The following is a 15,548-nucleotide window of genomic DNA, read 5'->3' on the forward strand; positions in this document are numbered from 1 at the left end:
AAATTTTCCATTTACCTAAAAAGAAGACCCAGCTATGCTAAAGAAAAATCTTATTCTTATCATTTTCCTCATTCTAGGAATCGTTAGCAGCGATGCACAGATAAGAAATCCATTCAAAAAAAGGAAGAAAGAAGAAAAGAAAGAAGCCGTCGCCTCACCAGTTAAAAAACCAGAGACAACAAGTGTAAAAAAATACAGTGAGATAATAACAAAAGAAGCTAAAACTTCTCTTGGTTTCTTTTCTGTACACAAAGTGAAAGATAAATACTACTTTGAGATTCCAGACTCGATTATGGGGCGGGACATACTTGTTGTTAACAGAATATCAAAAGCGCCGGTCAACAGGTATAAATCGCTAGTGGGCTATCCGGGCGACCAAATAGGCGAGAACGTAATAAAATTTGAGAAAGGGCCTAACAATAAAATCTTTATCCGCAACATTTCTTACATGGAACAGGCTAAAGACACATTAGGAATGTACCTTTCTGTTAAGAATTCGAATATGCAACCTATTGTTGCGGCATTTCCTATCCAGACTCAAAAGAAAGACTCTGTAAGTAAAAACCAAAATACCGTAATAGATATCACCGACTTTATAAACGGAGACAACAATATCTTTTTCTTCGATACATATATGAAAAAAGGAAGAGGTATTGGAAACTATTTCGCTGATAGAAGTTATATAGATACAATAAAAGCGTTTCCTATAAACATAGAGATAAAAACAACAAAAACTTACGCACAGGCTCCTCCAATGGGATTTCCTCCACAATCGGCGGCAACCTTTCCCAACGACCCTATGACATACGAACTGAATAGTTCTCTGGTCTTACTACCAAAAGAGCCAATGAAGCCACGCCTTTTCGATCCACGTGTTGCATATTTTGCTGTTCGCTACACAGACTTCGATTCAAATCCGCAGGGGATAGAATACAAATCGAACATAACCCGCTGGAGATTGGAGCCTAAAGAAGAAGATCTGCAAAAATATCTGAACGGAGAATTAGTTGAGCCTAAAAAGCCAATCGTATTTTATATAGACCCTGCTACTCCTAAGAAATGGGTTCCGTATCTTATGGCAGGAGTAAACGATTGGCAGGAAGCGTTCAAAAAAGCAGGATTTAAAAATGCCATTATAGGACTCGAAGCTCCAAAAGATTCTACATGGAGCCTCGAAGATGCACGCCATTCGGCAATCGTGTATAAGCCTTCGGATATACCAAATGCCAGTGGGCCTCATGTACATGATCCACGCAGCGGAGAAATAATAGAAACACATATCAACTGGTATCACAATGTTATGTCATTACTTCGCAACTGGTATCTGATACAAGCCGGGAATGTAGACAAACGTGCACAAAAAATGCAATTCGACGATGAACTTATGGGACAGCTCATCCGTTTCGTCTCGTCGCACGAAGTAGGACATACATTAGGCCTGCGTCATAATTTCGGCTCGTCAGCAACAGTACCTGTCGAAAATTTGAGAGACAAAGAATGGGTAGAGGCAAATGGACATACCCCGTCAATAATGGATTATGCACGCTTCAACTATGTAGCACAACCCGAAGACAACATTTCGGAAAAAGGACTATTCCCTCGTATTGGCATTTACGATGAATGGTCGATAGAATGGGGCTACAGATATCTTCCACAATTTGCAACAGCAGAAGATGAAGTTCCTTTCTCGAATAAGACTATTATAGAAAAATTACAATCGGATAAACGTTACACTTTCGGTACTGAGACAGACCCTGACGACCCTCGCAATCAAAGCGAAGATCTTGGAGACAATGCCATGTTGGCAAGTTCTTACGGTATAAAAAATCTGAAACGTATAATTCCTCAAATATTCGACTGGACTCAAGAACCAAATAAAGGATATGAGAATGCCCGGACAATATATAATGAAGTAGTAAACCAATATAGTCGCTACATGGGGCATGTATCAAAAAACGTAGCAGGAATATACAGAACACCTGTAACCCGTGAAGAAAATAAAAACGCATTGGAATTTGTACCAAAAGCTACTCAAAAAGAAGCTATGCTATTTCTGAGCGACCAGCTTTTCGCAACTCCTGAATGGCTGATAGATAAAGCCCTGATAGGAAAAGCGTTGATAGACCCTGTATCTTCGATAGGTAGTGCACAAAAAAGAGTTATAGACAGATTGATAAGTAAAAATACTATCGACAAGATGCTTCGTGACGAGGCCTATAACGGGACAACAGCCTATACCGCTAACGATATGTTTACCGATCTAAAAAAAGGTATATGGGGAGAACTAACAAATGGAAAAAACATTGACATATATCGCCGAAACCTACAAAAGAATTATGTAAATGCCCTTATAAAGATCACAGATGATAAGACTCTGCAAACAAACCCTTTTGCATCGGCATCTGACGCTATGGCTATAGCCCGTACACAGCTAACAGATTTGCGTCAAAGTCTACGCAATGCGATAACCTCATCTTCAGGTATAAAACGTAGTCACTTACAGGATTTATCGGCACAAATCGAAAAAGCGCTGAATACCAACAAATAATATGAATATGAAAAAGATATTTTTTATTTCAATCACACTACTATTGGCTGTATTAGCCTCCTGCACAGGGAAAAAGAATGAAGAAGAAACAAAAGGGCCAGTCATTATAGCATATTTAACTGGTCATAATGGAGCAATAGATATTACCCGAATTGCAGCAAATAAGGTAACATTTATAAATTATGTTTCTGCTAAAATAGAAGCAGATAAAGCTACTTTAGCAAATAAGGCGGTAGATAGTGAAAATATAAAAGCACTGACAGGTCTAAAAGAACAAAACCCGAATCTAAAAATTCTCATTTCTATCGGGAATTCTCCTCTTGAGCAGAAAGAACCAGCAATCGCACTAACAGCAGAAGGTCAGCAAACTTTTGTGAAATCGACTGTAGAAATCCTAAAAAGATATGATTTGGACGGAATAGACATAGACGGACAATATTCTTCGACATACGCAGCAATTAGAGCAGAATTGGATGCTTTAGAAAAAGAAGCAGATAGAAAATACTTATTGACAGCTAGTGTAGAAGGACGGGAAGAGCTTATTGCCAACACAGATATTGCAAAAGCACAGGAATATCTTAACTATGTGAATGTAAGAACATATGACTTTCAGTCAGGTGACAAAGCTGCGCATCACACCAATCTTAGCCCGGCCGATAAATACAGCCCTTCGGAAAGTGTAAGCAAATCTATTCAAGCGTATATAGAAGCAGGCGTTCCTGCCGGAAAACTAACTCTGTCGGTTGCATCTTACGGACGTTTCTATGAATTGAAGAAAGGTTGGGACAAAGGGCTTGGAGATGCTCTTGCCAAACAACTAGAGGTAAAAGACTACTCCACAATAAAAGATAGTTTGGTAAACAAACTCGAATATTACAGATATTGGGACGATGCAGCTCAGGCTCCTTACCTCTTTAACTTCTATAAAGGTATCTTCGTTACCTATGATGATGAAGAGTCGGCTAAAGCAAAAAGCCTGTATGCTCTGACAAACGAACTGGGAGGAATTGCCCTTTGGGACTACAATTCCGATTCAAAAGGCTTTCTTCTGAATGCAATCAACCAGACATTGAAATAATAAAATTTAACAGATGCCGTTCTTCTTATTGCACATCTGTTTGTACTTTTGAATACAAGCTAAGGTGCAAAAAGTATAAAAGCCACTTTAGATAAAGTTAAAGTGGCTTTTCTTTACTCAATTATTAACAGTAAACATGAAGAAAAAACGGATACTCTGGGCTGACGACGAAATAGACATACTACGGGCTCATATTCTTTTCCTCCAAGAGAAGGGTTATGAGGTTACACCTGTCAATAGTGGTCAAGATGCCATAGAGAGTTTTGTAGAACAACCGTTCGACATCGTATTTCTCGATGAGCATATGCCCGGACTATCAGGGATAGAAACCCTTAGCCGATTGAAAGAGTTGAATGCAAATACTCCTGTCATCATGATTACCAAGAGCGAAGATGAAGGAATAATGACTCATGCCATAGGTAAAAAAATTGCCGACTATCTTATAAAGCCTGTCAATCCGAATCAGATATTGCTGGCTTTAAAGAAAAACCTACACAAAGACGATATTGTCTCCGAAATCACACTGGAAGGCTATCGGGAAGAATTCAGCAAAATAAGTACACAAATAGGAGACCAACTCGATTATGAAGGTTGGATTGATATATATAAAAAGCTTATATACTGGGAAACAGAACTTACAACAACTGACAGCCCCCTGCTGGAGTTGCTTCTCTCCCAAAAGAGCGAGGCGAATAATGCTTTTTGCAAATTCGTGAAGAAAAACTATGAAGAATGGATACAGTCTTCTGAAAACAGACCGTTGATAAGTCCTGATATTCTACCGAAGAAAATATTTCCGATGCTCGATGAGGGAGAAAAAATCTTTTTCATTCTTATCGACAATTTTCGGCTCGACCAATGGTGGGAGATAAAAGACCTGTTGACCAACGAATTTACTATCAACGAAAGCGAATTCCTGAGCATATTACCTACTGCAACCCAGTATGCGCGCAATGCAATATTCTCAGGTTTGATGCCATCGCAAATAGCCAAGATGTATCCCGACTTATGGATCGGGGAAGAAGAGGAAGAAAGTAAAAACAGTAATGAAGAAGCACTTCTGCAAACTCAAATAGACCGTTATCGGAAAAAGTACACATTCTCATATCATAAACTTCTTACATCATCTTCGGGCGAAAAGCTTATACAAAACATGAACACAATGAGTAATAAACAATTAAATGTCATTGTAATCAATTTTGTAGATATGCTTTCCCATGCGCGCACCGAATCGAAGATGATACGAGAACTTGCTTCTGACGAAGCAGCATATCGCTCCCTCACCCGCTCGTGGTTCAAGCACTCGAGCACAATGGAGATACTACGCAAGGCAAAGAGTATGGGCTACAAAATAGTTCTCACCACCGATCATGGCACGGTACGGGTAAAAAATCCATTAAAAATAATCGCAGACAAGTCGGTCAACTCCAATATCCGCTATAAGCTGGGGCGCAATATTGAATATGACCGAAAAAAAGTATATGACATACATTCTCCCGAGAAGGTAGGGCTACCTGCTCCTAATTTGAGTACAAAATATATATTTGCTACAGGAAATGACTTTTTCGCCTACCCTAACAACTACAATTATTATGTATCTTATTATGCCGACACATTTCAGCATGGAGGTATATCTCTCGAAGAAATGATAGTCCCTCTTATTACTCTCACAGGTAAGTAAAGTAAGAGATAATGCATGCAATAGAACAATATTCGCATGATTACAATTTCTAATATTTGACAGTAGTAGAAAATATATTATATTTGTTCTTAACGCTTGAGAATATCCCTAATCAACCTTAATTATTATATTATGAAAATAAGACTATTACTATTTATTTTCTCCTTCGTTTTATTATCACATTCTTTATACAGCCAACAACATACCAGAGGCGTTCTTTTTACGAGTGAAAGGAACAATAAAGGAGAAATTATTATTGTTGCCGAGAACAGGGACTTCTGCGATTACTTTGTAAAAATTGAGTTTAGAGATCTTATGGATTATACTGTAAGAGGAAATATTACCAAAGGAGAAACTGTGAGCAGAGGAAAAAAGATCATAGCTACTTTAACTAAAAGCAATCCAAACTCGCGAAGCACATATAACTATTCTACCCGTATATATAAAGGAAGCCTGGATAGTAAAGTCAATCCCGATTTTATCTACACTCTGCCGGTGAAGGATGGAGATAGTATTCAGTCCTTGCCGGCAAAAGGTTCCAGATTCACGACTATTTTCAATTTGGAACAAGCAGGCGATACAATCTACGCCTGTAGGGGTGGACAGGTTTGCGACAAAGATTTAACAGATACTGAAACTCGGAGCGCATCTCAGAAAAATAGCATAACGATCTACCATAATGATGGCTCTCTGGGAGAATACACCAATTACTCGAAAGAATTGGTATCTGTAGGAGATAATGTAAAAATGGGACAACCGATTGCTATTGTAAAGCCAAATGAAAAAGGACAGAAAAGAGTACGATTCTCTGTTTATTTTCTGGATAAAAACAGAGTAGAAAACAATGAAACAGGTCTTAAGCATAGCAGTCTTGTTCCTATTTTTCATTCTGCCAACAATGGAGATGGAAAATTGGAAAATAAAACAACATATATTGCTCAGATAACCGAAGAGCTGCTGATGCAAGACATGAGTAAAAAAGAGCTAAAGAAGTACCTAAAGAACAAGGAAAAAGAAGCTGATAAAAAATGAGAAAACTAACCTATACTTTTCTCCTCTATTGTTTATGTGTCAGTCTTTATGCACAATACAGCATTCAGGACACAGACGGCGTATTAAATAAGAAAGAGGCTGCATCCTTAGAGCAAATAATTGCATATCAACTCGAATTTTACAATAAGGTATTGCCGGAAAGTAGTATCAAACCCACAGACGTAAGATTAAATATCTACTCAAATTACAGTGCATACCTAATGTATCAGAAAGAGCAGATGAAAACAACGCTGCACAGGTCTATGGGCTTTTATTCGAGCAAAAATAAAGAAGCAGTTGTTTGTAAAGACAAACATGAAAAAGAATTTCTATCTACCTGCTATCATGAATTAAGCCATTTTTTTGTCAATACATATTTCGGTTCTGTCCCTATATGGCTTAATGAAGGGATTGCTGTATACTTCGGGAACATGAAACCGGGCAAGTCCGTTAACCATCAAGTGGTGAAGACATATATTCTTCGTGTAAAAACAATGATAGATCTCCGGGATATAGATTTAAACGATTTCTTATCATGGAATAGGAATAAGTTCTATGAAAGGTCTTTCTCCCACGAAAGTTATGGCTACGCATTGGGCTATAGCATTGTTCAGTATCTTATGCAAAAAGACGAAAAAAGTGTTGTCTCTTTGATAAGAGAGATAAAGAATGGTAAAGACAGTAAAGAAGCTATAGACATCGTCTACGAGGGAGGTTTTTCTTCTTTCGAGAAAGACTTCATGGAATATATCAACAAGTATTAGTATATAGCCGACTATAGTGAAAGAATAAAATCGTTACGAATATTATTTAAAAGAGATCTTATCCCAGTTTAAAATGATTGGTTCATCTATAAGATATGGCTCTATCTTCTTATAATCTTCTTCTGACAGATAGCCCTTAATTTCGGACTTTGCTGTTAACGTCGTATTATCGGCAGACATAGATAATTTTATTGCTGTCATATCCAATGCTGCATAGGCATTACCGAAAGATTGGCTATTGCGGTCTACATCCGTTTTTATAAAAGAATCCTTTGTTATTACAGGCAATAAGTCTTTTTGATTTATAGGTAGCCACTTGGTAGTATAGAATTGCACCTGACTATCGCATATTCCACCACAAACAGTCTTAACCACACATACTATCTTCGAATCGTTGATAAGAGGCAGCATCTTTATCTGGGTTATTCCTGCATCGGAAGTCTGGAGAGAGATATAGTCAGCCGAAATAGCCAACCGCTTTATGCTACCATAAGTTCCTCTTTCGATAGGAAGTTTAGCTGTATCTTCGGGATTAGCAATAAGCATATCTTTCATTCCGGCATCCAGACCGAAAACAATATTATCAGGCATAGAAGATATCAAGTCGTTCAAGTTTTGTCCCGATATTGAAGTTAAACCAACGATTGATATAAATAATATGAGTATTACTCTTTTCATTTTGTGTATTCTTTATTTTGTACCCAAATATAGGAAAAACATTGCTACTATTATCAAAACGAGGTCGATCGCTTTCCCTTTTAAGTTTTTTTCATGGAAGAAAAGCACTCCTCCGGCAAACGAGACTAATACACTGCTGCGGCGCACCATGGAGACAATAGAGATCATTGCGTCAGAATCGGTAAGCGCATAGAAATACACGAAATCGGCGATAGTAAGAAATACCGAGACCAAAACAATACTCCAGCGCCACGAGAACGGAGTATTCTTTTCCCGCTTAGGATACCAAAGAACAATCAACACAATAAGCATCAGCAGACATTGATACGTATTGAACCAAAATTGTACTGCTGTAGGACTAAACTGTTGCATCAGGAACTTATCGTAAAGTCCGCTTATAGCTCCTGCTATGGTAGCCAAAGCCATGAAAAATATCCATTTGTTTTTATGAAAGCTGATCCCTTCTTTCTTTCCCGAGAGGGACAACAGGAAGAACGAAATAATAGTGATAATAACCCCTATCCACTGATACAGATTCAATCGTTCGCCAAAAATAAACAAAGCTCCAAGGAGAGTAAGTACAGGGCGAGTAGCATTAATTGGCCCGGTAAGAGTAAGGGGTAGATGTTTGACAGCAAAATAACCAAATATCCAAGAGGTAAGAACGATTACGGATTTTATGAAAATATATCCATGAGTCTCCCACGACACCGAAGGTACATAACCGAGAGTGCCTGCGAGAGTATCGGGAAAGAATTTAGAGACTATAACCAGAGGCAACAATAACAGAGAGCAAAACAAAGTATTGAAAAACAATACCGGTATTACAGCATTCTGGTGTACCGATTTTTTCTTACAAATATCATAGCATCCCAAAAAGAATGCTGATACAAAGGCTAGTGCTAACCACATTTATGATAAAGTTCTATTTTTGAAAACTAAAAAGGAGAAACAATAAATATCTAACTTTTAGCTTTTTCTTTTAACACATAATTGAGCCATGTATATCCTATGATACCCGAAGCTAAAGATCCAAGCAGAATCATAAGTTTCGACTCGTTAATATAATGTAAATCGCCCTTAAAGGCCAATAACGTAATGAATATAGACATAGTAAAGCCTATTCCACCAAGCATACCTGCTCCCAGTAAGGCTTTCCATTTCACCCCGCGAGGCAATGAGCACCACCCCGACCTGACAGAGATAAAGCTGAAAAGTGTAATTCCGATAGGCTTACCAACGATCAGCCCCAGTAATATTCCCAAAGCAAAAGGCTCTCCTATCGACTGATCCCAACTGCCCTCTATTACCATCGCTGTATTCGCCAAAGCGAAAAGAGGCAATACCCCGAAAGCGACAGGATAATGTAGTGCTTTCTGCCAGCGGTTCGACATACTTTTTTCGTCTCCTTTGCGAAATGGGATAGTAATTGCCAGCAAAACGCCTGCTATAGTAGCATGAACACCCGAGGTAAGCATAAAGTACCACATAAATATTCCGCTGACAATGTATATAAACATATTAGTCACTCCGAATTTCTTGTTAAGTAACAGCAGCAAGACAAATATGCCTAAAGCCATAAGCAGATTGGCCCATGCGAGCGAAGTGGTATAGAAAATAGCAATAATTATAATTGCTCCTAAGTCATCTATCACAGCCAAAGCAGTAAGGAATACCTTGAGAGAAACAGGAACTCGGCTGCCAAGCAAAGACAGAATACCTAAGGCGAATGCAATATCCGTAGCCATAGGAATACCAAAACCGGCATGAGTATCTGTCCCCCAATTTAATACCATATATATTCCGGCGGGAATGAGCATACCGCCCAGAGCACCTGAAATAGGTAACATAGCACGTTTCACATTCGACAACTCTCCCTCATATATTTCCTGAATCAGTTCCAGTCCGACCAAAAGGAAGAATATAGCCATCAGCCCGTCATTGATCCATTCGGCGATAGAATGACTACCCAAATGAAAATCCCATATTCCGAGGTAATGTTGGCCAATAGAAGAGTTCGCCAATAAAATTGATATAAGAGTGCAGATAATAAGCGTAAGACCTCCAGACTTTTCGCTCTCCATAAAGCCTCTCAAAGTTCTTCCACTCAAAATATTATTTATTCTCATCTTTATCCCAAAATACTATTATCATATTCTATATCTTCAAGAAAAAGAGCATGTCCCGGCACCGATGTTCCGGCAGCCCCTCTGTCTTTAGCCTCTATTATATGGCGCATACCATACACATCAATCTTCCCCCGACCGGCCTCCAGCAATGTACCTACTACCGAACGAACCATATTACGCAGAAAACGGTTGGCTTTAATGGTGAATATATAGTCGCCGTCTTGCCTTTCCCATCGAGCCTGCATTATCGTACAATTATTAGTTTTCACATCAGTATGCAATTTACTGAAACTGGTAAAATCTTCGTACTCGAATAAAACATCGGCACAACTTTGCATTGCATCCAAATCTAGATCCCCATACACCTTATATTTCAGATGATGAAGAAACGGATCTTTTCGGGTAGTAATATAATACCTGTATAATCTTGATATAGCATCGAATCGGGCATGGGCTTGGGGATGCACTTCTAAGACTTTATGTATCGCTATATCCCGGGGTAACAGGCTATTCAGCTTTTTTGCCAACAGATCTAAGTCAAGATAATCCTTCTCATTATCGAAGTGCGCTACCATCTTTCGGGCATGTACACCGGCATCGGTACGGCCTGCCCCCACGATCGGAGTATGAACTCTGAGCAATGTAGCCAAAGCTGTTTCTATTGCTTCCTGAACAGACATTCCATTGGGTTGTATCTGCCATCCGCAGTATTTCTCTCCGTTATACGATAGATATATAAAGTAGCGTTTCATCAGTCTAAATCAACACGTTTACAAATCGAACTACACGATAACCTATAATTATCTTACTGTTATATGAAAGCAAGATTGTTTTCGTTCATGCTTGATATAACACCTATCCCGCTGACGTAGGTCGTGTAACACCTGCCCCAAAACAGCTTTCAGGCGTCCATCGTCTAATGTGCGTGGATCGGTAGGATCCACCTTATCGAATCGTGTCCATGCAATATCGAAAGTTGTACCATAACGGTGTGCCGAATTGTCGCTGGCATTACGATTTCTGCGCGACAGGCCTTTTACATCGTCATCGGTGCGGGTTATACTGGTTATAATCGGCTTATATACAGCCATCTTTTTCCTTGTCAGCGAATCTCTGAAATTGAGACAGATATCTGAAAGAAGAGTAGCTGCTTTGGGAACCAAGAAAGGCATGGAATGAGTCAGCCGATCTACTTTATATATCTCAAGCTCGCTAGGAATCCGAACCAGCTTATCCTCATACAGAGCTGTATCGGCTCTTGTCTCAAGAGGACCTACACCATTTGCAGCAGCAGCTTCTATATGCAATTCGTGCATATCGTTAAATGTACTGTTGTAGTTGCCGCCAAAACGGGTATATTTCTTAGCTATAACATTCTCATTTACATCTCCGTCTTCAGTCTTTTTAACGTCAGAGCCGCACCCCACAAGTGGAAGAATACTTAAAGCAAGTATCCATATATATTTCATACAATCGCATTATTTACTTATACTACTACTGCCGAAAATATTTTATAGAGAAATTCGGCATAATCCTAATTTTTCGGGAACAAAGGTACAAAATTTAAGGAGTTTCCAGTTATTTTCTTTATAGCATTAAACCTTAAGTCACACAAACATAAAAAATGAATATTTTGAATATAGAAGTAGAAAAATTATCTATGTATGAGTGAACAAGTAAACAGAAGTAGAAAATGCAATGACAACAAAAGGAAGAAAAAACCGTACAAGTTTGTCAGGTTTTAGTTAAAATTATATTTTATAATAATCAAATAGTTATGAATTTCGGGAAGAAATCAAATTTTGAGTTATATCCTTAAAGTTACACTTTATAAACCGTAAAAAAAGCTGTTACTTTTGTCACCTTTTAGTTAAAAAGCCTACTTTTGTATCAAACAAATATATCATATGGAAATAATCAGCAGTCTGCAAAATCCAAAGATCAAAAATATTGTAAAGCTCTCTAAAAGTAAAGAGCGCAAAGAGCAAGGTCTGTTTATCATAGAAGGAGCGCGCGAGCTTAGCCTTGCGCTATCAGCGGACTACGAAATCAATTCAATATATGTTTGTCCAAGCCTGTTTTCAAAAAGTAACTATCCTGATGTACTAAACAATATATCTGAAAATAAGATATTTGAAGTAACAGAAGCTGTCTTCGAAAAGATAGCCTACAGAGAAGGATCAGACGGATTACTAATCTTAGCCCAACCCAAAAACCATACATTAGCAGATCTTAAAATACCGGAGAACCCTTTCATCATAGTACTGGAAGCTGTAGAAAAGCCGGGAAATCTGGGTGCAATATTGCGAACGGCTGATGCCGCATTGGCTGACGCAGTTATCATATGCGACACGGCGACAGATATTTACAACCCAAATGCAATACGTTCGAGTGTAGGATGTATATTTACTGTACAAACAGCAGTCTGTACTTCAGAAGAGGCTTTAAGCTTCTTGAAAAAAAATGAGATAACTTCCTTTGCTGCAGAACTACAAGCTTCTAAATGGTATCAAGAAACAGACTTCACTCATTCCTCAGCTATTATAATGGGAACAGAAGCCGATGGATTAACAGAGTTTTGGCTATCGAATGCGGATGCCCGAATAAAGATTCCCATGCGAGGCAAAATTGATTCTCTCAATGTATCTGTTTCTACTGCAATATTAACTTTTGAGGCAATGAGACAACGAGGGTTCTAAAATTTATATCCGATACCCAACTTTACTCCGTAATTAATAAAGTCCATTGTGCGGTTTGGACTTAGGTTGTTCAATTGAACAAATGGGTTAGCAGACAGATGTATTCCTGTCGAGAAAGTGTAGGCGCCCCCAATACCGAAGAAGAAAGCTAATATATTATCATCGTACGAAATATAGTCTTTATCAATACCTGATATTCTTATATTAATTATTCCACCTGTATTGAGAAAGAGATAATCAAAGATGCTAACCTTTGCAATAAGAGGAACAGATATATAGTTAACAGTAAAATTTCTGACAGATGTGAAAGTACCAGGATAATAAGAGGATGTTGATTTTATTTTATTATGAGAGAATAGAATACCAGAACTCATCTCAAAACTATTTGAGAGGTTTCTACTGTATTCCATTCCAAAACTACAGTGAGATTTCCCATCATATGAGGCTCCTCCCTGAACATCTCCTTTATATTCGTATAAGACGCTACCAAACGGAGAAGTAACAAAACTAATCATATTTTTCTTCTCCGACTGAGAGGCTAATGTCAACGAAAAACATAGTGGAAAAACAAAGAGTATTAACTTTCTCATAAAAACAGAATATATTGTTCGATACAAATATAACGATAGAACAAAGATTTACAACAAAGTAAAGACAAACAATAAATATTTTGAAAGAATAAGTCTGTTTTTTTTAGTACAAAGTATTGCTTTAAGAAAAATAATTATATCTTTGTACCCGCTAACGCATTTTAGCCGCGGATGTGGCGTAATTGGTAGCCGCGCCAGACTTAGGATCTGGTGCCGAGAGGCGTGGGGGTTCGAGTCCCTTCATCCGCACTGGAAAATCTTCCAAAACAAAGCAAAACTCTGAAAATCAGGCGATTTTCAGAGTTTTTTTATTCCCTGAAATTTGGTCAAAAAGCAAAAAAATGCGGTTTAAAGCAGGTTTGCCGCTACTAATTCGCTACCTATTTTGAAAAATAAAAAACAGGCAACACTTTGGTAGCAGCAAAGGTTTTATTTCGCTGTATCACAATGTTTTGCATAGCATCTCTAAGAGCTTGAATTTATAACTTTATAACCAAAAAAATTCAAGATTATGGAAGAGAAAATGACCTGTTCTAAAAGTACGTTTTACCTATCCTGCTATGTAAAGAAATCAAATGCTTTACGAGATGGTAAAGTTCCTATCTACCTAAAGATTACAGTCAATAAACGAGTAGCAGCAGTTAGCTTACAAGCTACTGTCCTTCCCAATTTATGGGACCCAGCTAAGGAAAAGTCAAGAGCTAAAGACAAATCAGCAATCGAATTGAACAACTACATCAATTCTGCAAAAGCAAAAATTACTACTATGTACCGAGAATTGGAGCTAGATGGCAAACACATTACTGCCCAACTTCTCAAAGATATGTATCTCGGAAATCATGAAGATGAAGAGAAAGGAAAAACTTTAGTAGAAGTGCATTCCGATCATAACGAGAGATGCAGAAAACTTCTCGGTGTAGAATATTCACAGTCTACAATTTACAAATTCGATACTTCATTGAAATACCTCAAAGAATTTATGTCAATGGAAATGAACATAGAGGATATTCCATTAAAAGATATTAATGAAGATTATATCCGCAAGTACGAACTGTATCTGAAAACTGAAAAAGGTTGTGCAAATAACTCGGCTATTAAGCATCTAAAAATTTTCAAGAAAATTATTCGCATTGCTCTGGTCAATGACTGGTTACAAAAAGACCCTTTTGCTCCGATCAAGTTTAGACAAGACGAAGTACATGTAGAATTTCTAACGATGTACGAACTGAATACTTTAATGGAAAAGGAAATGCCTTGCAAACGATTGGAACAAGTACGAGATGTATTTGTGTTCTGTGCGTTTACTGGTTTAGCATTCGTTGATGTTAAGAGCCTGAAAGCGGAACATATTATTCATGGGAATAAGGGCGAGATGTGGATTCGTAAACCTCGTATTAAAACGAATAATATGTGCAATATTCCATTATTGAGAGTTCCACGAGAGTTATTGCAAAAATATAGCTCTGACAAAGGTTGTCAATTGCGAGGGCAAATTTTACCTGTATCGACTAATCAAAAGATGAATGCATACCTCAAAGAAATTGCAACAGTATGTAATATAAATAAGAGATTGTCAACGCATTGCAGCAGGCACACGTTTGCCACTTCGGTTACGCTCGCCAATAAAGTAACTATGGAGAATGTAGCCAAAATGCTAGGGCATTCGTCTACTCGAATGACTCAACATTATGCCAGAGTATTGGATGAAAGCATTTTAGAGGATATGATGAATGTGGATAATAAACTGTTTAATAATAATCTTAATCCCGAAAACAATGGAACTGCAAATAATTCAAAATAGAATATATCAAATCAGAGGCTTAAATGTAATGTTGGATTTTGACCTAGCCGAAATGTACAATGTACAGACCAAAAGGCTTAAAGAACAAGTAAGACGAAATATCGAAAGATTCCCTTCTGATTTTATGTTTGAGTTAACAAAAACGGAATGGATTGAACTGGTCGCAATTTGCGACCAGTTACCAGAAAAGTTGAAACACAGCACAGTTACACCTTTTGCTTTTACTCAAGAAGGTGTAGCGATGCTATCAGGAGTATTGCGTTCTCCAACTGCGATTGAAGTAAATATATCTATAATGAGAGCTTTCGTTGCGCTTCGAAAATATGCTTTGGGATATGCTGAACTTAATCAAAAATTAGAAACCTTTATGATAGAAACAAATATGCAATTTAATGAGATTTATCAGGCTTTGACCGAATTGGCTAGTCAAAAAGAAGAGGAAAATAAGCCTAGAAAAAGAATTGGGTATGTGAGAGATGAATAATTAAGATAGAAACTTTCTTTCATCTGAACACGAAGATATAAGCAAGAGAATAATTTAATCAAGG

14 protein-coding genes and 1 tRNA gene are annotated in these 15,548 nt (G+C 37.8%); 9 read left to right on the forward strand and 6 right to left on the reverse strand.

From position 1 onward, the window contains the following. Positions 1–34: 34 nt before the first annotated feature. The 5 genes from BGC7_RS12995 to BGC7_RS13015 all read left to right on the forward strand — a co-directional run bounded on the left by BGC7_RS12995 (position 35) and on the right by BGC7_RS13015 (position 7,103). On the forward strand, positions 35–2,548 hold the full coding sequence (locus tag BGC7_RS12995) for a zinc-dependent metalloprotease (RefSeq protein ID WP_050702030.1): 2,514 nt from the start codon (positions 35–37) through the stop codon (positions 2,546–2,548). A gap of 7 nt (positions 2,549–2,555) precedes the next feature. Beyond that, positions 2,556–3,626 (forward strand): glycoside hydrolase family 18 protein, encoded by a 1,071-nt coding sequence (locus tag BGC7_RS13000; RefSeq protein WP_050702080.1) that lies wholly within the window; start codon positions 2,556–2,558, stop codon positions 3,624–3,626. A gap of 136 nt (positions 3,627–3,762) precedes the next feature. Further along, on the forward strand, positions 3,763–5,307 hold the full coding sequence (locus BGC7_RS13005) for a T9SS response regulator signal transducer PorX (RefSeq protein WP_050702031.1): 1,545 nt from the start codon (positions 3,763–3,765) through the stop codon (positions 5,305–5,307). A gap of 132 nt (positions 5,308–5,439) precedes the next feature. Next, positions 5,440–6,339, forward strand: a complete 900-nt coding sequence (locus BGC7_RS13010) for a M23 family metallopeptidase (protein ID WP_082206718.1) — start codon at positions 5,440–5,442, stop codon at positions 6,337–6,339. Continuing rightward, on the forward strand, positions 6,336–7,103 hold the full coding sequence (locus tag BGC7_RS13015; RefSeq protein ID WP_050702033.1) for a peptidase MA family metallohydrolase: 768 nt from the start codon (positions 6,336–6,338) through the stop codon (positions 7,101–7,103). The genes BGC7_RS13010 and BGC7_RS13015 overlap by 4 nt, the downstream gene beginning before the upstream one ends. Positions 7,104–7,145: 42 nt before the next feature. Here BGC7_RS13015 and BGC7_RS13020 read toward each other — a convergent pair whose 3' ends face one another. Genes BGC7_RS13020 through BGC7_RS13040 form a run of 5 tightly spaced genes read right to left on the reverse strand, consistent with a single transcriptional unit; the run spans position 7,146 to position 11,379 of the window. Further along, positions 7,146–7,781, reverse strand: a complete 636-nt coding sequence (locus tag BGC7_RS13020) for a DUF3256 family protein (protein WP_050702034.1) — start codon at positions 7,779–7,781, stop codon at positions 7,146–7,148. Positions 7,782–7,793: 12 nt separating this feature from the next. Then, positions 7,794–8,693 carry an EamA family transporter gene (locus BGC7_RS13025; RefSeq protein WP_050702035.1) on the reverse strand — a complete coding sequence of 300 codons (900 nt, stop codon included), beginning with the start codon at positions 8,691–8,693 and terminating at the stop codon, positions 7,794–7,796. A gap of 50 nt (positions 8,694–8,743) precedes the next feature. Next, on the reverse strand, positions 8,744–9,910 hold the full coding sequence (nhaA, locus tag BGC7_RS13030; protein WP_050702036.1) for a Na+/H+ antiporter NhaA: 1,167 nt from the start codon (positions 9,908–9,910) through the stop codon (positions 8,744–8,746). 2 nt (positions 9,911–9,912) lie between these two features. Further along, complete coding sequence (truA, locus tag BGC7_RS13035) at positions 9,913–10,662, reverse strand: tRNA pseudouridine(38-40) synthase TruA (protein ID WP_050702037.1); 750 nt, start codon at positions 10,660–10,662, stop codon at positions 9,913–9,915. Positions 10,663–10,710: 48 nt separating this feature from the next. After that, positions 10,711–11,379, reverse strand: coding sequence for a DUF5715 family protein (locus tag BGC7_RS13040; protein ID WP_050702038.1), 669 nt, complete (start codon positions 11,377–11,379; stop codon positions 10,711–10,713). 438 nt (positions 11,380–11,817) lie between these two features. On the opposite strand from BGC7_RS13040, the gene BGC7_RS13045 reads away from it, so the two are divergent. Continuing rightward, positions 11,818–12,609 (forward strand): TrmH family RNA methyltransferase, encoded by a 792-nt coding sequence (locus tag BGC7_RS13045; RefSeq protein ID WP_050702039.1) that lies wholly within the window; start codon positions 11,818–11,820, stop codon positions 12,607–12,609. Here BGC7_RS13045 and BGC7_RS13050 read toward each other — a convergent pair. After that, entirely contained in the window at positions 12,606–13,199 is a 594-nt protein-coding gene (locus BGC7_RS13050; protein ID WP_082206720.1) for an outer membrane beta-barrel protein, read from the reverse strand. The two genes, BGC7_RS13045 and BGC7_RS13050, sit on opposite strands and share 4 nt — an antisense overlap. Positions 13,200–13,366: 167 nt before the next feature. Here BGC7_RS13050 and BGC7_RS13055 point away from each other — a divergent pair. The 3 genes from BGC7_RS13055 to BGC7_RS13065 all read left to right on the forward strand — a co-directional run bounded on the left by BGC7_RS13055 (position 13,367) and on the right by BGC7_RS13065 (position 15,484). After that, a tRNA-Leu gene (locus tag BGC7_RS13055) sits at positions 13,367–13,448 on the forward strand. Between the two features lie 262 nt (positions 13,449–13,710). Then, positions 13,711–15,000 carry a site-specific integrase gene (locus BGC7_RS13060; protein WP_242034353.1) on the forward strand — a complete coding sequence of 430 codons (1,290 nt, stop codon included), beginning with the start codon at positions 13,711–13,713 and terminating at the stop codon, positions 14,998–15,000. Further along, positions 14,975–15,484, forward strand: a complete 510-nt coding sequence (locus tag BGC7_RS13065) for an ORF6N domain-containing protein (RefSeq protein WP_050702041.1) — start codon at positions 14,975–14,977, stop codon at positions 15,482–15,484. Before BGC7_RS13060 ends, BGC7_RS13065 begins: the two co-directional genes overlap by 26 nt. Positions 15,485–15,548: the final 64 nt, after the last annotated feature.

The sequence above is a fragment of the Dysgonomonas sp. BGC7 genome, from assembly GCF_001261735.1.
Classification (GTDB): Bacteria; Bacteroidota; Bacteroidia; order Bacteroidales; family Dysgonomonadaceae; genus Dysgonomonas.